Annotated in this window: 21 protein-coding genes; 12 read left to right on the top strand and 9 right to left on the bottom strand. The window is 45.4% G+C overall.

Translation table 11 applies throughout. The annotated features are described in order from the left end of the window. Nucleotides 1-105 precede the first annotated feature (105 nt). The gene (locus tag MHH78_RS15395) at nt 106-402 is read left to right on the top strand and encodes a hypothetical protein (RefSeq protein ID WP_341167901.1); all 297 of its coding nucleotides are present in this window, start codon (nt 106-108) and stop codon (nt 400-402) included. A 101-nt stretch (nt 403-503) separates the two neighbouring features. Then, entirely contained in the window at nt 504-851 is a 348-nt protein-coding gene (locus MHH78_RS15400; protein WP_341167902.1) for a hypothetical protein, read from the top strand. Nucleotides 852-940: 89 nt separating this feature from the next. On the opposite strand, the gene MHH78_RS15405 is transcribed toward MHH78_RS15400, so the two are convergent. After that, nucleotides 941-1,846, bottom strand: coding sequence for a serine protease (locus MHH78_RS15405; RefSeq protein ID WP_341167903.1), 906 nt, complete (start codon nt 1,844-1,846; stop codon nt 941-943). Between the two features lie 253 nt (nt 1,847-2,099). After that, the gene (locus MHH78_RS15410; protein WP_341167904.1) at nt 2,100-2,453 is read right to left on the bottom strand and encodes a hypothetical protein; all 354 of its coding nucleotides are present in this window, start codon (nt 2,451-2,453) and stop codon (nt 2,100-2,102) included. Between the two features lie 291 nt (nt 2,454-2,744). Between MHH78_RS15410 and MHH78_RS15415 the strand changes: the two genes are divergently transcribed. Continuing rightward, a complete protein-coding gene (locus MHH78_RS15415; protein ID WP_341167905.1) occupies nt 2,745-3,647 on the top strand; it encodes an AraC family transcriptional regulator in 903 nt (300 codons plus the stop codon). 112 nt (nt 3,648-3,759) lie between these two features. Then, the gene (locus MHH78_RS15420; RefSeq protein ID WP_341167906.1) at nt 3,760-4,488 is read left to right on the top strand and encodes an SDR family oxidoreductase; all 729 of its coding nucleotides are present in this window, start codon (nt 3,760-3,762) and stop codon (nt 4,486-4,488) included. A 62-nt stretch (nt 4,489-4,550) separates the two neighbouring features. On the opposite strand, the gene MHH78_RS15425 is transcribed toward MHH78_RS15420, so the two are convergent. Continuing rightward, nucleotides 4,551-5,546 carry a MerR family transcriptional regulator gene (locus MHH78_RS15425; RefSeq protein ID WP_341167907.1) on the bottom strand — a complete coding sequence of 332 codons (996 nt, stop codon included), beginning with the start codon at nt 5,544-5,546 and terminating at the stop codon, nt 4,551-4,553. Nucleotides 5,547-5,624: 78 nt separating this feature from the next. Between MHH78_RS15425 and MHH78_RS15430 the strand changes: the two genes are divergently transcribed. The 3 genes from MHH78_RS15430 to MHH78_RS15440 all read left to right on the top strand — a co-directional run bounded on the left by MHH78_RS15430 (nt 5,625) and on the right by MHH78_RS15440 (nt 7,871). Further along, nucleotides 5,625-6,911, top strand: a complete 1,287-nt coding sequence (locus MHH78_RS15430) for an amidohydrolase (protein ID WP_341167908.1) — start codon at nt 5,625-5,627, stop codon at nt 6,909-6,911. Nucleotides 6,912-7,186: 275 nt separating this feature from the next. Beyond that, nucleotides 7,187-7,456 carry a DUF6809 family protein gene (locus MHH78_RS15435; RefSeq protein ID WP_341167909.1) on the top strand — a complete coding sequence of 90 codons (270 nt, stop codon included), beginning with the start codon at nt 7,187-7,189 and terminating at the stop codon, nt 7,454-7,456. 22 nt (nt 7,457-7,478) lie between these two features. Next, complete coding sequence (locus tag MHH78_RS15440) at nt 7,479-7,871, top strand: VOC family protein (RefSeq protein WP_341167910.1); 393 nt, start codon at nt 7,479-7,481, stop codon at nt 7,869-7,871. Between the two features lie 2 nt (nt 7,872-7,873). Here the strand turns inward: MHH78_RS15440 and MHH78_RS15445 are convergent, their stop codons facing one another. The 3 genes from MHH78_RS15445 to MHH78_RS15455 all read right to left on the bottom strand — a co-directional run bounded on the left by MHH78_RS15445 (nt 7,874) and on the right by MHH78_RS15455 (nt 10,537). Further along, nucleotides 7,874-8,227, bottom strand: coding sequence for a VOC family protein (locus MHH78_RS15445; protein WP_341167911.1), 354 nt, complete (start codon nt 8,225-8,227; stop codon nt 7,874-7,876). A 32-nt stretch (nt 8,228-8,259) separates the two neighbouring features. Further along, nucleotides 8,260-8,580, bottom strand: a complete 321-nt coding sequence (locus tag MHH78_RS15450; RefSeq protein ID WP_036733455.1) for a MazG nucleotide pyrophosphohydrolase domain-containing protein — start codon at nt 8,578-8,580, stop codon at nt 8,260-8,262. 106 nt (nt 8,581-8,686) lie between these two features. Then, nucleotides 8,687-10,537: a hypothetical protein gene (locus MHH78_RS15455; RefSeq protein WP_341167912.1), complete on the bottom strand. Its 1,851-nt coding sequence runs from the start codon at nt 10,535-10,537 to the stop codon at nt 8,687-8,689. Between the two features lie 241 nt (nt 10,538-10,778). Here MHH78_RS15455 and MHH78_RS15460 point away from each other — a divergent pair, with 241 nt between their 5' ends. From MHH78_RS15460 to MHH78_RS15475, 4 genes are all read left to right on the top strand, one after another. Further along, on the top strand, nt 10,779-12,257 hold the full coding sequence (locus MHH78_RS15460; protein ID WP_341167913.1) for a serine hydrolase domain-containing protein: 1,479 nt from the start codon (nt 10,779-10,781) through the stop codon (nt 12,255-12,257). Nucleotides 12,258-12,311: 54 nt separating this feature from the next. After that, entirely contained in the window at nt 12,312-13,007 is a 696-nt protein-coding gene (locus MHH78_RS15465) for a metallophosphoesterase family protein (RefSeq protein ID WP_341167914.1), read from the top strand. 204 nt (nt 13,008-13,211) lie between these two features. Further along, complete coding sequence (locus tag MHH78_RS15470; RefSeq protein WP_341167915.1) at nt 13,212-13,904, top strand: SAM-dependent methyltransferase; 693 nt, start codon at nt 13,212-13,214, stop codon at nt 13,902-13,904. Between the two features lie 104 nt (nt 13,905-14,008). Continuing rightward, on the top strand, nt 14,009-14,935 hold the full coding sequence (locus MHH78_RS15475) for a hypothetical protein (RefSeq protein ID WP_341167916.1): 927 nt from the start codon (nt 14,009-14,011) through the stop codon (nt 14,933-14,935). 298 nt (nt 14,936-15,233) lie between these two features. Here MHH78_RS15475 and MHH78_RS15480 read toward each other — a convergent pair whose 3' ends face one another. The 3 genes from MHH78_RS15480 to MHH78_RS15490 all read right to left on the bottom strand — a co-directional run bounded on the left by MHH78_RS15480 (nt 15,234) and on the right by MHH78_RS15490 (nt 17,601). Further along, the gene (locus MHH78_RS15480) at nt 15,234-15,929 is read right to left on the bottom strand and encodes a CPBP family intramembrane glutamic endopeptidase (protein ID WP_341167917.1); all 696 of its coding nucleotides are present in this window, start codon (nt 15,927-15,929) and stop codon (nt 15,234-15,236) included. Nucleotides 15,930-16,012: 83 nt separating this feature from the next. Next, complete coding sequence (locus MHH78_RS15485) at nt 16,013-16,780, bottom strand: MerR family transcriptional regulator (protein WP_341167918.1); 768 nt, start codon at nt 16,778-16,780, stop codon at nt 16,013-16,015. 80 nt (nt 16,781-16,860) lie between these two features. After that, the gene (locus tag MHH78_RS15490; protein WP_341167919.1) at nt 16,861-17,601 is read right to left on the bottom strand and encodes an SDR family NAD(P)-dependent oxidoreductase; all 741 of its coding nucleotides are present in this window, start codon (nt 17,599-17,601) and stop codon (nt 16,861-16,863) included. Nucleotides 17,602-17,725: 124 nt separating this feature from the next. Here MHH78_RS15490 and MHH78_RS15495 point away from each other — a divergent pair, with 124 nt between their 5' ends. Further along, entirely contained in the window at nt 17,726-18,631 is a 906-nt protein-coding gene (locus MHH78_RS15495) for a LysR family transcriptional regulator (RefSeq protein WP_341167920.1), read from the top strand. Nucleotides 18,632-18,762: the final 131 nt, after the last annotated feature.

Below are 18,762 nucleotides of genomic sequence, written 5' to 3' on the forward strand. Positions count from 1 at the left end.
ATCTTTTTTCAAAACTAATTAATATTAATGATGTTATATACAAAGTGCAAAATTCAGCTATTAATATTCTTTTGATTATATTCTTAGTAAATAAGAGGTTACCCCATGAATGACATTAGACACGCACAAGCTCTAATAACCTGGCATCGAGACCCCAGCAAATTTTCAAGAAATGAATGGATACGCGATATCGTTGTTAATTATGGGGAGATCATTGAAAGGGTCATGCATGGGGATACCTGGACTGTACTGGTCAGGATCACAAGTCAAGTGGAGGGTATCTGGGATACGTATGCGGATGTTGCTTTTATTGTGGATGCAGCGCCTTGGCATTTGTGGGTACCAGGTTACAGCTTCAATCTGTGGGCAGGAAAGGACGTTGCCACCGTTCACATTCTATGATGCCATTTTCATATACTTTACTCATACTTGTTCCACAGAATTCCCGCAATCGCCTGTTAAGATGAAGATACTTTCAAGGAAGAGGTGATTGAAATGATCAAATGGACAAGAAGAGTAAAGTAGTGAGTGTAGTGGGCGGCTCAACGAGCGCATTCGCAGCAACGGCCCCTGTTGTAAAATCAGTGAAAGAGGTGAAGGTGACTGCACCAGCGGTGAAATCTGCCACCCCAGCCAAGGTAACTCCTGTGAAAGGTTCCACTCCTGCCAAAGCAGTAACCTCTATGAAGAGTACAGCAACAACTAAGAGTCCGGTCAAGGCTACAACACCAACCAAGCACAAAGCAGCAGTAAAGACAGTAGCCGCACATGCCAAACACAAAACGGTAATCAAAGCTGTGACACCTTCCAAATCGGTCGGCAAGATCATCGTGACACCAAAAAAGAAATAATGCATCCATTGCAGTCTTCCGCAGCCACATACTTATAAACACAGAAGGCGGGGCTCGTGAAGAGTCCCGCTTTTGATCTATGCATCTAACTAACTCTGACCTCCGTCAGCAGCGTGTCCAAAAATGGCTTCAGACAAATGGTTGTTCTCTATGAACTGTAAAATAAGCTTCGAACTGGTGGCAAAGGACCGGGGTTCACCAAGGATGGTGGAGGAGATTACGCCTACTATTTTATCGCTCGAATCTATGACTGCACTGCCGCTATTTCCGGGCCAGGTCTGCACATTGAATTCCATGGAGTGCGTGTACACATCGGGTGTTGACGCATTTTTCGATTTCCGGATAACGGCCACATCATCGGCGGTGAATGTTCCGTAGAGCGGTGTCCAGGTGTACCTCTTGGTATTACCGGTGTCTGAGTTTCCTATTGGCTTAGTAGGGTGCCCTATGACTGTCACCTTTTCATTGGCTTTTGGCTCAAGGTTGAATTTCTTGAAATAGCTGTCTTGATAGGGCTTAGGGATTTTGTTAGCGTCAATCTTCAGCAGGGAGAGGTCTTCCTTCACATCTGTAGCAACTAGTGAGCCAAGCAGATACCCGTCCGATTTTTGCGCATAAAAGGTGATTTGGAATCGTAATTTCTTTCCATTATAGCTGGCGGGAGCCACGTGATTATTAGTGACAATGTATCCGCCGGGTAACATGAAGCCTGCACCAATGCCAATCTTTGTCTTGGTCCCTTGACCGGACAGTACATACTTTTCTATCATCACGACGCGTGTCAGATTTTTGTAATTACGATACGCTTTGTCTTGCTGCTCCTTGGATAATGCCGGGTTACTGTTATAAGGACTAACCGTAATGCCGGATTTGGTGACAGTCATGGATGTAATGGACACCTTGCTGACGGCAAAAGCAGCAGCTATATGCATGCCCAATGTTAGAACCGCAACAGCCAGTATGCTTGAGAGGAATCTGCTAACCCACCGAGTCATAATCACTCCCCCTTTAGTTTTATACTATTGAGGAGTGAGACATGTTGTGACGGTCAGTATGCGGATATCTAAGATTGCATACGAAAAAGACGAAACACGATTTTGACTCCAATCGCATTTCGCCTCTTAAGAAAAGGGGATAAATTATACTCTTCCAGCTTCCGTAGCAATAAATATTGATGGGATAAAAATCATTAAATAGAGTCCTGTGGGGAAAAGATTGGGTAATAAAAGATTGTTCCACCTTAGAATACTAACCTTCTGGCATTTGCCAACCTGTTTCCTCATCCCAAACAGCATCCGTATCATCTAGATGCACATGCCAATCCCCACTAGAAATACTTCTTCTAATATCCGTCAAACAGGCCAACCAATAATACAGCGCATTCAATGTATCTTCAAAATCATTTGAAAGGGGCAGCTTTGTCGAACCTGCAAAGATCACCGTTGGTTCATCCTGATCATAGTCATAAACATAAAATGTTTCTCCAATATCCTTCAATTCAAAACCCGCATTGTATTTATCAATGATGGCCCTGATCTCCTGCTCCTCACTGCCCGTAAGGTTATGATTTCTCGTACAAGTGTAATAAACAGAAACTCCCATGCTTTATTTCTCCCCTTTTGTGCTGGTTAGTGATAACAATACATACCCACATTTTCACAGTCTAATCCTTTATTTTCATTCTATTTTAGCACTTGCTCGTTTGGAGCTAAATGAACAAGTCGTTTGAGCTTTTTAGCAAAGTATTCTCGCCGGGTTCCAGTTATACTAAAAGGATAAGTGTTGAAACGTAAGCGCAGACTGGCATAACCGAAAGGATGATCAAGAAATGGAAACTAGAGCAATCGCAGGTACAAGTAGGGCGGGACGTCCATGACTATGAGATCAAGCAAAATGGTCAAGGTGCCTAATGAACTGGTAAAGTTTCCGAATAAAAAAGGGAGCTTGAAGCTGGATGGGATGTCCGTTATCGAACTCTGCTTTTACACGCAAGGCATAAAAGGAACCTTTTTTTTGCAGGATCATCTTCTGCTAATCATCAAGTCGGGTGTCTATACAGTTCGCTTCGGTGATCAAGAATATACGATGCGGAGCAACGAAATGATGTTTATTCATAAATCAATGGGAGTCGAATACGAGAAAGCGGGTGAACCCGATTCCGATTACATCCTCGACTATATGATGTTTTTCCTGAACGAGAAGATAGTAGATGAATTCCTCAAATTCGCCGGTTTAAAACCGGTTTGTCCCGTGAATGATGTTGTTCCGATAACAGTCTTTCCGATCAATGACCGCATTGAAAGCTATATCGAGTCGTTACAACCCTATTTCGAGCACCCTAACGAAGTCAAAGAAGGACTGGTTCGTGTGAAACTGATGGAATTGCTGTTTCACATAGCAGATTCGAATGATCGTTTGTTGCATCAAATGATCCAACCCATAAGCAAGGACAGTGGCAGCATCACAAAGATCATGGAGGAGAACTTCATGAATCCCGTTTCCCTTAACGACCTGGCCTATTTGTCCGGCAGAAGCCTGGCGACGTTCAAAAGGGATTTTCAAGCAATATACAACACCTCCCCGCTCAAATGGGTTCGCAATCGAAGACTGGATAAAGCCAAGGAACTGTTAGCGGAAACAGCGTTACCTGTTACGGATATCTGTTTTTCAACCGGATTCGAAAATATCGCTCACTTTTCCAAAGTATTCAAGGCAAGATTCGGACTTCCACCGTCAGAGTTTAGACGGCAGCTGAGGTTGAAGAAGGATGACTATAGGGGCTTGAAAATGAGCTAAATAGACAAATAGAATGAGCTTGTAGGCAAAGAAATGTATTCGTCTCCCTGATATTCTTATCTCATGCGGTAAACGCAGCCGTATTAAAACAAGAACGTAGGGAGGCAATTTTATGAATAAATCTAAGATCGTATTAATTACAGGTGGAAACAAAGGTATCGGTTTTGAGACAGCAAGACAATTGGGAAATATGGGGTACGAGATTTTAATAGGAGCAAGAAGCGAAAATAAAGGACATGAGGCCGTAACGTTATTGGAAAAGGAGAAAATTAAAGCTAAAACAGTGGTTCTTGATGTCACGAACCCCAGCTCCGTTCTCTCCGCAGCAGAATGGATTGAGCAAGAGTATGGATTGCTTGATATCTTGATTAATAATGCAGGCGTGTTTTTCGAAGAAAACACCTCTCCCGTTGAACTGGAATTGTCTGTTCTCAAGAGTACCTATGAGACAAACGTTTTCGGTGTATTTTCTGTCACTAAAGCAATGCTTCCATTGCTCAGAAATTCTTCTGCCGGAAGAATCGTTAATCTTTCCAGCGCATTAGGTTCCTTAACCTTGAATTCTGACTCAACGTCGGAATTTTATAAGGCGAATTCACTCGCCTACAATAGTTCTAAAACGGCTGTAAATGCTTTAACCGTTTCCTTTGCTAAAGAATTAAGTGATTCTCCTATTAAAATCAACTCCGTTTGCCCTGGATTTACAGCTACTGATTTAAATGGTAATAGTGGCTATCGTTCAGTCGAACAAGCAGCTTCCGTTGTAGTGGAGCTTGCCACAATAGCTAGTGATGGTCCAACTGGCGGCTTTTTTGATGAGCATGGAGTTGTGGCTTGGTAAAAAGGGGCGTTGTTGTAAATCACACACAATACGGTGAACCTTGACGCAGGGGTAAGGTTTTTTTACCGAATAGGTACTGCTAAAACAACATGTAACAATCGATTTACTTTAAGGTGTTTAGTGATGCATCCGCTATCCTCTAATAAATCAATGAGCTTGGGGAGCAGAAGAGAATCCTCATCACCTTCATGCGCTGTGCTTCCTTCCCTGTCAATCATCAAATCCGCGATGCAGATCCTTCCGTGAGGTTTTAATACCCTGCGCATCTCCTGAATAGCGAGCAGCATTTGGCCGCTCGTCAGATGATGCAGGGCAAAGCTTGAAACAATAAAATCAAATTTCCCGTCAAGGTACGGAAGTGCCAGGAAATTGCCAAGCTTGGTCTCCATCTCTGGAAATTTGAGCTGGCACTTCTTTAACATTTCGTTGGACTGATCCACTCCAGCCATCACCGCGCCTTCATGGATCAGTCGGCCGGCTAAATTTCCCGTACCCGTTCCGATGTCCAATCCCCGTTCCCCACGGATTGCCGAGACCCATTGCACGACGAGCCGCAGCGCCTCATCATAGTCCCCATATTTCCGTGTGTCCTCTTGAACCAACTGATCGTGAACGCCGGCTAAGCGGTCATACCCCCACTTATCCTTCCATGTCCGTTGTTCTCTCAGTCTTCTCGAACCCTCCGCCAGAATGTAAATGTCGTCAAGCGGAAGGGTATGGTCATTCTTGAGGGTTTCAATCATTTGGTCTGTTGTCTCGATAATCTGCTGCATTTCGACCCACTTGGTGAACATGACGGATCGCTGGAGTTCCAACAAATATCGTAATTGACTGTTTCCTTTGGCTTCAATATCCAATAGTGCAGTCCGAATCTCACTAACCGGCATTCCTGATTCCCTGAGTGCAATGATCGTCTGCAAGCGCCAAATATCTTCTTCGTCAAACCTCCGATACTGATTGTCAGCTTGTTTGGAAGGAGCAATGAGACCTTTGGCTTCGTAAAACCGAATCGCGCGCTGCGATATTTTCAGCATATCAGCGACTTCTTTTATTTTCATGTGCTAGACCCCTTTATGTTCTTGACCCTCACTTAACGTCAAGGTTTAGTATAAACCCTAGAAAAGGAGGCTGTCACGATGAAGACGTTAATCAAAGGCGCGACCATCTTAACCATGGGAAACGAGGAACCCTATATCGGGGATATTCTCATCGACGGGGACCGCATAGCGGACATTCAGTCCATTATATCTACTGGGGCAGATGTGATCATTCATGGCGGGGGTATGGCTGCAATGCCCGGGCTGATCAACGCCCACCAACACTCGTCTATGAGCTTATTGCGGGGATTTTCCGACGATTTGAAGCTTATGGATTGGTTGAACCAGAAAATGCTCCCTGCTGAAGCACGCATGACTCCAGAGGATATTTATTGGGGAGCAAAGCTCGCGATGGCGGAAATGATTAAATCGGGTACGACAACCTTCGCCGACATGTACATTCACATGAATGAAATCGCGGCAGCGGTAGAAGAGGCCGGTATGCGGGCTTCTTTAACACGGGGGCTCACCTTCCTCGAAAATGACGGAGGGCGGCGAATGTCCGAGGCGCTTGATCTCGTTCGTCACTGGAGCGGTGCAGCGGAAGGCAGAATCACGACCATGCTAGGTCCGCATTCCCCTTACACTGTTCCTCCGCAGCCATTTAGAGAGCTTATCGAATTAGCGGAGCAGGAGGACATACCGTTACATACTCATTTAGCCGAAACGAAAGAGGAAGTCATTCAGATTCGGGAAAAGTATAATCAGACCCCAACCGAATATTTGTATCACCTCGGTCTGTTTGAACAGGCGCATGTGCTCCTCGCACATAGCGTGCATCTAAATCGCCGTGATATCGGTTATCTGAAGAGTATGCGGGGCGGCGTGTCCCATAATCCAGTAAGCAATCTCAAGCTTGGCTGCGGCATAGCGCCGATCAAGGATATGGCTGACCAAGGGATTACAATTGGTTTAGGCACGGATGGGGCGGGCAGCGCCACCACATTAGATATGTTCGAGGAGATCCGGGCAGCAACATGGCTGCAAAAGTTGGATTACGAGGACCCCACGAAGCTTCCCGCAATGGATGCTCTTCGCATGGCGACGGCTGGAAGTGCGGAATTGCTCCGCATCGCCCATGAGGTGGGCACGCTCGAAATCGGTAAGAAGGCAGATATCATCTTGATTGATATGAGAAAACCCCACTTGCAGCCGGTGCACAACCTCCATTCACTGCTCGCATATTGCGCTAACGGAGCGGATGTGGACACCACCATCGTTAACGGAAAAGTGTTGATGCAAGGCCGTCAACTGCTTACTATTGATGAAGACGAGTTATTGGATCAAGTATCGCTGCGGTCTAAGCGTATCGTTGAAGGCATCTAATTCCTAATTACTAGAAACGCGGGCAGCTAATGTCCGCGTTTTTCGTTGATTTTGTTGCGTTAGACTGTCCGTTTGCTTAACGAAGCGTCCTCGCTAGTCTAGTACTTTATTTTCTTTAACATCGGCATATGGGCTTGTTTTTGTAGAGGTTGTGATTCTATGCGAATACTGCATAAAAAACAATATATACCCACTTTATCAGTTAAACTTGATTTGGTAGGGATCACTATTGTTCACAAGTATACGGATCACATTCAAAGGGAGGCCTGATAATCATGATTTTGGAGGATTTGTATTATGGGAGTTTGCGTCCCAATGAGCGGATGAAGCCAAACGATCCAGAATCGCGAAGGATTAATCAGCGGATTATTGATTCATTACAGATGCTTAAAGAGAGGCTACCCCAAGAGGATTTTGATCAGGTCGAGGAATTGCTGGAGCTACATAGTGAATCCTGCTCGCTGCATTCGGCATTATCTTTTATCCAAGGCTACAAAGTAGGTGCATTAATGATGATTGAGGTTTTTGGTGGGGAGAGAAGTTAAATAAGATAAGGAGGTTTACCCCATGAAACTAGGAGCAACCTTATACATTAAGAATACCACTGAAGCTGTAGCATTTTACTCAGAAGCCTTTGGACTTACCCTGGGCTATCATGAGATATTCCCGGATGGAACATTTATGCACGCATCATTACTTAGAGATGGACAAGAAATATTTGCTGTCAGCGAATCACACAATGATAACTTGGTTAATATCATGCTCTCATCATCACTAGAGGGATCACGTCCAACGATGAGTTATGGGATTAACTTTGAGCGTGAAGCAGAAGTGAAAGGGGCATACGAACTGTTAGCGAAAGACGGCACAGTGCTATTGCCGTTAGGCTCCCTTCCATGGAGCTCCTGCTGTGCAGAAGTCGTCGATAAGTACGGTGTGTACTGGTATATCGCTGTATAGATCTAGCCTTCAAGCTCCCTCTGCTCAATGAAGCTTACTGTATTCCCGTCAGGATCAAGGAACCAGAAAGAATAGGCGCCCCACGGTTTGCGCTCAGGTGGAGAGGTTATTTCGATGCCGGGGATGGCTTGCATTAGGCGGTTATATTCAGCCAAGACATCATGGACAAAGAACATTAGAGACATATTCTTGTCATAGACCACATTCACTTGGCCTGGATTGTAGACCGCAAGCTGAGCATTGTCGAATCCGTAATGCTGCCCTTCAACAACCGGAGATTCCTTGAGCACGATTTCATAAAAAGCAGCGAGGCGCGGCGCATTGTCAGTGAGGATACAGACTCCACAAAGCTTCATATGTATACCTTCTTCCTATTTTTGCATTTATTTTAATTTTCTGAATAGCGTGCCTGAAGCTTTTGCTTATGCGATATCAAGATATCTTCAAGCGATATATCATATTTATTGGCGATGACAATGAGATTTCCTAGAACATCTCCAAGTTCTTCTGTTAATTCAGCTTTATTCTCTTGAAATGTGCCTGCAACCTCATCAGGACGATCCCTGCCAATCTCTAACGCACGAATTGCGCGGGCGACTTCCCCAGTTTCTTCAGCAAGAAATCCAATACGGACAAATATATCTAAGTCCGACCAGTTACGATTCTTGTAATATTCCCTAACCCATTGTTGAAATTCAGTGATATCCATGTTTCCCTCCGGTATAAGAAGATTGATAGACTCTAAAACTCGAATATAATAATACCATAACTACGCTCATTGTAATTTGCTTTCGGTGTTAGCTGTTACCATTCAACTAATTCGTCCGCCCAAAGAAAAACGAATACCGATCTGCCTTGCCCAGCTCAGTAGTCTCTGTACGATCAATAAGCTGTATTGCTTTCAATAGAGACCCGACTTGTTCGTGCATCAGATTCACATCGAATTTATCCATTTCTCTGTCAACGCTATCTACCAGGAGATAATCTGGCATGGGGATCAGTCCAATCATTGGAATCCCGGCATTGAACAGGGGCTGACTTTCACCGAATTGAAACTTATTATGTCCGCGTAAGATAACGGTCCGGGTGTTACTTCTATCTTCAACGGCTTTCTTCCAAATGGCTTCCATGATTTCATTTCCCGCATAGGCGAATTCAGTGCTTATTTCTCCAGTCGGTCCATATTCACCGGAAGCATTGTCCTTCCATTCTAAGCTGCCCAGATGCTCTACAGTGAGTCCTGCTACGGCTTTCAGGTGCCCATTGTTACCATCCCACAGCTCAGGGTGAGCCTGCATCCAGGTTGAGGTTGCCTGCGATGTCCCTTTGAATTCGGGCAATCTGAAATGTCCTGTTACGAAGGTGAAGATCATAGTACGTTCTGGTTGCTCCTGCAGCTTCAGGTAACGAATCATGGAGAGCATTCCAATCGCACCGTCTTCTTCTACCACATTTACACCATCGGTATGCGTATTTATAATGACAGATTCCTTTTTATTCTTTCCTTCAATTTTCACATAAAAAGATTCGGTCGGCGCATGTTCCTGTGTTTCTGCCTCCAAAATCACTGTGCCCGCCTTATGTTCCTTAGCTGCGTTGATTACCTTCTGCCCAGCTGTTTTATTGACCCAAACGGCTGGAATTCCGAAATAATGCTCGGTGAAGGGGAGGTATTGCTTTTCAGCCTTTTCATCTGAAACGCCATCCAAGACGATAATGACTGCTTTCACGCCCTGTTCCTTGGCTTCCTCCAATTTAGCGTGCTTCAAAGCCGTGGTAAGGACTAGATCTCCCTCATCTGAAGGAATACCGCCCGGCGCTTGAAAGGTATCGCGTATGTTCATAACCAGTGCCATGGGGAAATTCTTAAGGTTCTTGATTTCAACGACCGCAATGTTGCCCTTGGCTTCCTCATATTCACCAGGTTTGGTGTAGACAAGCTCTCCGGCTACTCCATTGCTATCGGTCTCACCAGAGTAAGGAAACGCTGAGGATACATGAATTTCCTCGTTATCTATGGTCACTGAGCTGTTCTTCTCTTCCCAGCGGTCAAAAGTATACTTATCACGGTACACAGTAAGGCCCATATCCGTCACCTGCTGCTGTAACCATGCAATGAATTGATTGTGACCTTCAGAACCCGTTGTACGGCTGCCAAAGGAATTCATTTTTTCAATATTGTCCAACATGGTGGTTGAAGAATCAAGCTGGCCATTGTTGATTTCAGCAGTTAATTCAGCTGGCAGAGTAACGGAACCCGTAATAGGCTGAGCATATATATTAACGATCCAAACCACACTGGCTACTAAAGCGACAATACCGTACAGCACTCTCCGAATCACTAGAAAAACCTTCCCGCTCTTACGCACTTCACCAGCCCAAAACACATTCCATACCCCTGCTGCTATCAGCAGTAGAATAGCAAGTGCGAATATCCAAAACTCCTTAGTGGCCAAGAATAAAATCTGGGTTACCAGGGAAATTGTATAGACCCAAAACAGTTTACCTCTTCTTTTGAGGAGAAAAGTATAAATACCTAATTGTGCCAATAGAACGATTATTGCTAGTACAGCGAACAACATTTCTTTCCCGATAAATACAGAAGCACCAAGCGCTAGAATCAGGAATAGAATCCCCGACAGTTCTCCTTTTAATTGACTTCTCATAATATACCTCTTTCGTTAAAAGCATATTTGCCCGTTTTTTAAGTCTACCATTAACTATATTTCACTATAAGGGTTGAAGTATACTTCAAGGTCAAGGCAGGGAGAGAAATTAAATATGGCAGTAGCGTTTTATTCAGAAGCTTTGGGATTTACCCTCGTTGTGCAGGGAACGGCTGCGTCAATACGTCTTACTAGTTAAGTACATCTTGAACCAGACGACAGATCTTGAAGGAGCTTAATAATGAAGAAGACAACGCGAAGAAAAGAATTGCTGCTAAAAGGCATTGCGATGCTGCTGATCGTGATCCTTGCAACGGCTGCATGTTGGCATGAGATTGGAACTCTTTTGGCTTCAGGGAAGGTTGACAGTGAGTCCGCTATGGTGCAGAGCATCATGGACAAGACAGCCACCCCAGGTATAGCGATCCTGTCCGCCAAAGGAGGCAAAAGCGAATTCAAAACCTACGGCTACGCCGATAAGGCGCAGGAGCAGGAAGTCACAGCGGAGTCGCTGTTTGAGCTAGGCTCAACGACCAAGGCATTCACGGCTCTGGCAGTGATTATGCTGCAGAACCAGGGGGTCTTGGCTTTTACCGACGATGTCTCGAATTACCTGCCAGAGTTTGCTCCGACCTATAAAGGTGAAAAGGCTAAAATCACAATTAACCAGCTACTCGCACATACCAGCGGAATACCGTCCTGGAGCATCCGCCTGATCCCTGAAGGTTCAGATAAGGAGAAGCTTGCAGCAACCATACATAAGATGTCCAGCCTTGCGCTGGATACCCAGCCGGGCAGTGCCTATCAGTACGCAACGGTGAATTACGATATTCTGGCAGCGATTATTGAACGGGTGACAGGGATGAGCTATCAGGATTATGTGACCCAGCAGATCCTGAAGCCGTTGGGGATGAACGACAGCTATTTCTCGACAGGACAGGAATGGAAGCCGGAGAAGCTTGCACAGGGGTATCGGTTGTTTTTTGGCAAAAGTATGGCCTACGATGCTCCCAGATACTACGGAAATATAGCCGCAGGGTATCTGGTGACTAATCTGAACGATTTGCAGCACTGGGTCAACGCCCAACTGGGAAGCAGCGCGATCCCGGATAATCTGCAGAAGGCCATTCAACAATCACATGAGCCGGACCTCCGTACAACGGGGCATGAAGCTGAGAACCAATTCTATGCCTTCGGCTGGAGCCAAGACCGGGAGACGAGGGTGATCCGTCATAGTGGAAGCAACCCGAATTATTCTTCCCAGGCGATCATCGATCCAGAACGTAAGGAGGGGGTGTTCGTACTGGCTAATCTGAACTCTACCGCACCTACGCTGATTGCCCAGAATATCTATGACCAGATGCACGAACAGCCGATGAAGACTTTCAAGTATGACGACACCTATATCCTAATGGACGGGGTAGCTTCGTTGTTAGTTGTGTTCACTGTGATTGGGATTGCTTTTAAGCTCATCCGGCTGGCAGGAGGGAGAAGCGATTTTGCCACAGAGAAGGGAATCCGCCGCCAAAAGATCAAGGCCCGTGTTACCCTGCTAATCAGAGCGCTGTTGTTACTATTGGTACTAGGCTGGCCTCTATTGGTAAACTATAATTACACTATGATTAGTGTATGGATGTCCTATTCCGTATTGCTGTGGATGGGGCTGGCTTCGATTAGCTGCATATTGTCCATGATTCTGGCAGGCAGATATCGACGTTGAATGGAGTCTCCAGTTGCTTAGCGAACATTGATTCATATGAAAGGAGCAGATCCCATGATCTATGTCACTGGTGACATTCACGGTTCGATCAGCGTGGCCAGCCGCTTTAACTCCAGAAACTTTTCTGAAGGCAGGGCGCTGACGAAGCAGGATTACGTTATTATCGTCGGCGATTTCGGCTTGTTGTGGGCAGATGATAAGGAAGACCGCTTTTGGCTAAAATGGCTTACAGAGAAACCGTGGACCACCCTGTTCATTGACGGGAATCACGAGAACTTTGATCTGCTGGAGTCCTATCCAGTCTCCGAATGGAATGGCGGTCAGGTGCATCACATTACTCCTAGTATCATTCACCTGATGCGCGGCCAAGTCTTTGAGATCGAAGGGAAGACGTTCTTCACTTTCGGTGGAGCGGCTTCTCATGATAAGGAGTACAGGAAGGTAGGCGTATCCTGGTGGGAACGCGAAATGCCAAGCCCGGAAGAGTACCAGGAAGGCATTCGCAATCTGGACAAGAACCAGTGGAGAGTAGACTATGTATTGACCCACACGTGCTCATATGATGCTCTTCAGTGGATCAAAGAGCGCTATCGTACGAATGTGGAAGCAAATCCCATGCATACGTATTTCAACGAAATTAAGTTCAGACTGGACTATGGGAAATGGTTCTTCGGGCATTATCATCATAATGCGGAGCTGCCGGATGACCAGGTGCTGTTGTATGAGGATAGGGTGAGACTAGAAATATGATTCTGAACCTCATCTATTGTAAAGTCGCCGCTTAATCCTTGAAGACTAGATGAGATGACTCCATTTTTTTCGATTAAAAGGGAGTTATACTTTTTTTGCTTCTCCATCCGCAATAGTTAGATATAACAGCTTTACTAAAAAACAATTTGTAGTTATGCTTATGATTGAGTTGAGAATAGATGAGAAGAGGAAAGGTGAGCTGAGATGAGTAAAGAGGTTAAATTGGATTTAAGCCGTATCGTTTTTATTGGAAGGACATTTGATGAATACATGTCCATGTTTAAGTTAACAAAAGCGGAATTGAAGGGACGGTCCATTCTGGATTGCCCCGCTGGAGCATGTTCGTTCACGGCCTATGCGAATAAACTAGGTGCCGACGTAACGGCAACGGATATCGCTTATTTTCATGACTATGAGGATCTTTACACAAAAGGTATGAACGACTTGGAACACGCCATGACCAAAATGGAAAGTGCCCAAATGAACTACGTATGGGATTATTTCAAATCCGTTGAAGAACTAAAACAACATAGAGACTGCGCATTAACTGATTGTGCACTTGATATGAAAAACTATCCCGAGCGTTATATTGCATCGGCACTGCCTTCGCTCCCGTTTAAGAATAAGCAATTTGATATGACACTGTCTGCACACTTTTTGTTTATGTATTCAGATAGGCTTGATTTTGATTTCCATAGGCAAGCGATCCAAGAGCTACTTCGGGTAACCAAACAGGAAATTCGGATTTTTCCTTTAGTCGGCCTTACAGGAGAGAGATATCGTCAACTGGATGAGCTGCTCACCTTTTTACATCAACAGGGTTGTTCAACTGAGGAAATAACGGTCGGATACGAGTTTCAAAAGGGAGCAAACAGCATGTTGAAAATCACTCTTTAGATAGCTTCGCCATACTTCCGCCATGTTCTGGTTCCATCTACTCTGACATAATACGGTAATAGAACAGAGGATGGTTTTACACCAGCTCTTAAGGAGGAATTGGCATGTTTCATAAAACAGTGACGCTGCAGCCTTTTGCAGATATTTCGATGTATACTAAAGGGTTCAAGATCGTCTCGGCTCAATTAGGTGGAGATGGCTGCGTATATGTCCTGCTGATTAACCAGATCCCGGAACGGAAACGAGGAATGTTCGTCCAACCGGCTTTGAAGCAACCGCATACTTACAAGGTTTTGATGGTAGAAAGTCAACATTATATCGATGAGATTACATTTCCGGATCAGCATTTCAATTATCATTATGTTCAGCCGCTCCGCAGACATCTGCTGCTGGTTGGAGCACGCTGCTCGTATTATGGTGCAGGTAAATATGATCTGAACGCCAAAGTGTGTGACTATACAGGACGTACCGTCCGTGAGTTCCTGCTTGGAGATGGGATTCAGAATGTTCAAGTGACAGAGAAAGGCACCATCTGGACCAGTTATTTTGACGAAGGCGTGTTCGGGAATAACGGGTGGGATCATCCAGTCGGTGCACAAGGTCTGGTGGCCTGGGATGAGCATGGCAACAAATTATACGAAGATCATGTGTCGGATATTGCCGATTGTTACGCTTTGAATGTTGTCCGTGAAGAGCAAGTCTGGTTTTATTATTATACGGACTTCTTGCTCGGCTGCATCTCAGGCGGACCCAATCAACCCAAGGTTACGTTTGTGAATCCTGAGATTTCCGGTTCGGCCGGGTTCTGCACGGATGGTTATCACTTCCTATTCGACGGCGGTTACGGCAAACACGGAGAATATTATCTCAAGAAACTTGAACAATCAAGCTTGACCAAAGGGCATAAGGTACAGTTCCTTAATGAAAAATCCGAGCCGCTTGTACCCGTGACGCAAGATTTTCGGGAAGACCGCGTGCTGTTCTGTGCAGATGATACGTTGTATCAGGTTTCGATTCAAGAATTGCTCTGACGATAGAAGTACAACCAATGTAGAGCAATAACCCAGGACAAAGGAGATACAACATGCTGCCATCCCTTGCATTTCTTAAACATCAATTGGAGGGGATTCTACGCAATAAATTTGCACAGGGACACCAAACCTCCGGTTATTTAGCCAGATTGGAGCAACAGCCGGCTCTCTGCTCGGGGTTTATTTCGGTTCGGATAGCTTGGATCGTTCCTCCATTTCACCAGTTGTTGTAAACAATGACCCAATCCAAGGTACCAGCCTCATCCCAAAGCAAATCAAACTATGGATGCCCTATTCCTTATTGTTGTGGATGGGGCCGTTCCCATGGATACCATATGATGTGAAATAACATATGGACTACAATAGCTGCAATAATTCCATACTGCCAGAACAGGTAGCCGCATATTATGGAAACCCACAGATTCCCAATGACCATTGAGCCAATTAACATAGGTGAAGGAATACAACCCTTTGCAAGGTTACCAGGCAAATGAGCCAATCCAAATAATATACCGGTTGTGACGATGGAAATCCAGAATGCAGCCGTTAGGGAAGGCGTTAGCCTTAGAACACCCCACATCGTTAAGCTCAGTAAGCCCCAGCGAAAAATAATCTCTTCGGTAATTCCGCCGGACGTCATTCGCGCTGCAAGTCCAAGTTGTTGCCTAGCTAGCTCGGAGGCTATGATGGAGACCGTATCTATTCTCGGTCGAATGAATGAATAATAGCTTACAACCCATACCAACGCGCAAATGATTCCCGCGACGATGCCGATCCCCACTTGTTGAACCAAATTGGTTAAGTCCAATTCCCCGCGGCTGAGCCCTTCCAGGAACGGGTCAGTAAGCCCAATCTTGTTACCGAAATAAATCCCTGCTGTAGCGGCTAAAGTGACGATGACAAGGGTTTGTAAGGCGATGAGGATAAACAAGGTATGCCTGGATAACCTGTTATCAGGTTTATCAACAAGATCATTGGTTGTAAATTGACTCATTAACCATATGCCAGGTAGGCAAAGTGAGATTAAGATCAATGCTAATAGGAAAGAATGCACAACGTCACTCCTCTAAATATAGTTTACGTTATTCCGGGAAGTCCGAATTTGCTCACATAGTGTGCCAGCGCCTCATCCAGCCAGGCTATCTCCTGTTTGTCAAACGGCATATCTATCAACTGATTTAATTGCTCATGCTGCTCCTCCGGAATTTGGACAAAGTTTGCAATTGCCTTCTCATCCAGAAAGCCCAGTATCCGTTGGACATAGAATCCCAGCATTTCCTCTGCTTCAGCAGCATCCGGCGCTCCTGCTGACAAACGCTTAACCGCTTGGGCAAAGGCAAGCACTTCTCGATCCAGTTCCGCTGTGGCATCTGAGGAGATATCGAACAAGGCATTTGCCGTTTGCTCCGATACATGCTCGGCGACCCAGCTTCGCTGCTTATCCTCATTTAGCATGTTGCGAATCAGCAAGAACAGCATGTCATGCTCCAGTTCCCCTTCACGTTGCAGGATAGCCGTCATTCTGGCGAGGATTTCCAGCGACTTATCCAGTTCAGCGCGGGCTGCTTCCAGAGCTTGCTGCTGCATTCTCAATGTTTCCGCCAGACTCATCTCGGATTCGCCATGATGAATGAACCTGCGAATACGCTCCAGAGAAAAACCGAGCGACTTCAATCCGATAATTCTCTGCAAGGTGATCAGATCCGCCGAACCATAGACCCTGTGACCGCTTGCCCGGCGATGCGGACGCAATAGTCCTACCTCATCATAATAATGAAGCGTCCGTACCGGAATACCGCTTAATTCAGCAAACTTTCCGACAGTATACGTTGTATTGTCCATCATCCTCTCCCCCCTCATAACCATTATAAATCCTACAGTAACTGTAGGTGCAAGCGGTCGGAATAGCCAATCCGCATGAGCCTCTACAACGTTTGACCGCTATCTACAGTAATGATTTGCCCTGTCATTGCTTCTTGCTCTAAGGCTGCACAGATCATGGAGGCAATATCTTCGGGTGCCGAAATACGCTTCAGCAGAAGATTTGGCGCTAACCTCTGCATTTGTTCTTCTCTTCCGGACCACCATCTGGTTGCGACGGCTCCTGGTACGATGCAGTTGACCCGAATATCAGGCGCTAAAGCCCGCGCTAGTGATTTTGTTAAGCCATGAACGGCGGCCTTGGATACGGCATAGGGAAGAGAAGAACCTAATCCGGTTTGTCCGGCGATACTGCCTACATTTACAATGGCCCCTTGTTTATTTTTCTTCATGTATGGTGCGACCGCCCGCGCGCAGTGAAACATACCTTTAACATTCACAGCGAATAATTCATCCCATATTTCTCCGGTAACTTCCTCCAGACTATCCATCGGAATATGACTTGTAATACTGGCATTGTTGACGAGCAAATCCACGGTTCCGAATTGCTGAACAATGGTTTCGATCATGCTCCGGACTTCCTTGTCCTTGGATACGTCTGCTTGTACCCCTATCGCATGGCAGCCCTCTTCGTTGATCAATCGCACGGTTTCTTCTGCTTCGGCTTGCGAACGGGAATAGTTAACGACAACGGTTGCCCCCCGGCTCGCCAGCATGAGACTTGTGAATCTGCCAATCCCTGTGCCGCCCCCCGTGACAAGAACTACTTTGTGATATATCTGCATTATGGTTACACTCCTAAATGTTGTAATTTGATCTTTTACATTGTAAATGATGCAGTCATATTTGTATAATTGAACAAAATGAAAGGTTTGTTCAATTCTTTTGAATTATAGAGGAGCGTGCACAATGGATTTTAAGACGTTAAAAACGTTCCAACTGATCGTAAAATACGGCAGTTTTGCCCGTGCGGCTAGAGAAATGAACTATGTTCAATCTACCGTTACGATGCAAATACAAAAGCTTGAATTGGATTTAGGCGTTCAGTTGATCGAACGGGGACATGGTAAGGAGTTCCGGCTGACAGAGGCCGGGAGGTTATTTCATGACCAAAGCATGCAAATTGTAAAGAGTATGGAGCAAATTCAAAACAGCTTGTCGAATCTGCAACTGGGGGAGACGGGCCATATTCGCATCGGCGTCACAGAGCCAACAGGGAGCTATAGGCTGCCCGGTATTTTAAAGGAGTTCATGCCTATGTATCCGAACATCCGGATTTCTCTGGAATATGCGAACACTTCGGCACTGGCCGAGAGAGTCCTCAGCGGAGATCTTGATTTCTCATTGTGTTCGACCCCGGATGTAGGGATAGGGAACGATCTTTATTTTGACCCCTTGTTTCAGGAGGAATTTGTGGCGTTAGTCCCTGAAGACCATCCGCTAGCACTGAAAGAGATTCTCGCACCAGAAGATATTCAAGGGTATCGTCTGCTTATCACAGCTGCAACCTGTCCATATCGCAGAAGGCTAGAGATGGTTATGCAGGAAACGGGAAATCAGGCGCTTGATACGATGGAGATCGGGAGTATGACGGCTTTGAAGTTTTTTGTCGAGAAAGGTTTAGGCATCGCACTAATTCCGAAGATTATAGCGGAGCCCGCTGTTGCGGGAACAACCATACGGCTACTCAGCGGGAACCTAATATATATGACTTTCGGAATCCTGTGCAAAGCATCGGCCTACCCCTTGAAATTAGCCAGTCAAAAGCTATATCAATATCTCAAGCTGCGTCTGAATGAACAATCTAATTTATAAGGGAACCTGATTCTACAGGAGGTACCTTTTTCTCCAAAATATAGTCGATGCTTACGTAGAAGAAACTCTCTTTGCATGTGACAGATAACCTATAATATGGTAGAGTTATTGAATTAAATCTGGAATGAAAG

It is taken from the genome of Paenibacillus sp. FSL H3-0333 (genome assembly GCF_038002805.1).
Classification (GTDB): domain Bacteria; phylum Bacillota; class Bacilli; order Paenibacillales; family Paenibacillaceae; genus Paenibacillus_AQ; species Paenibacillus_AQ silagei.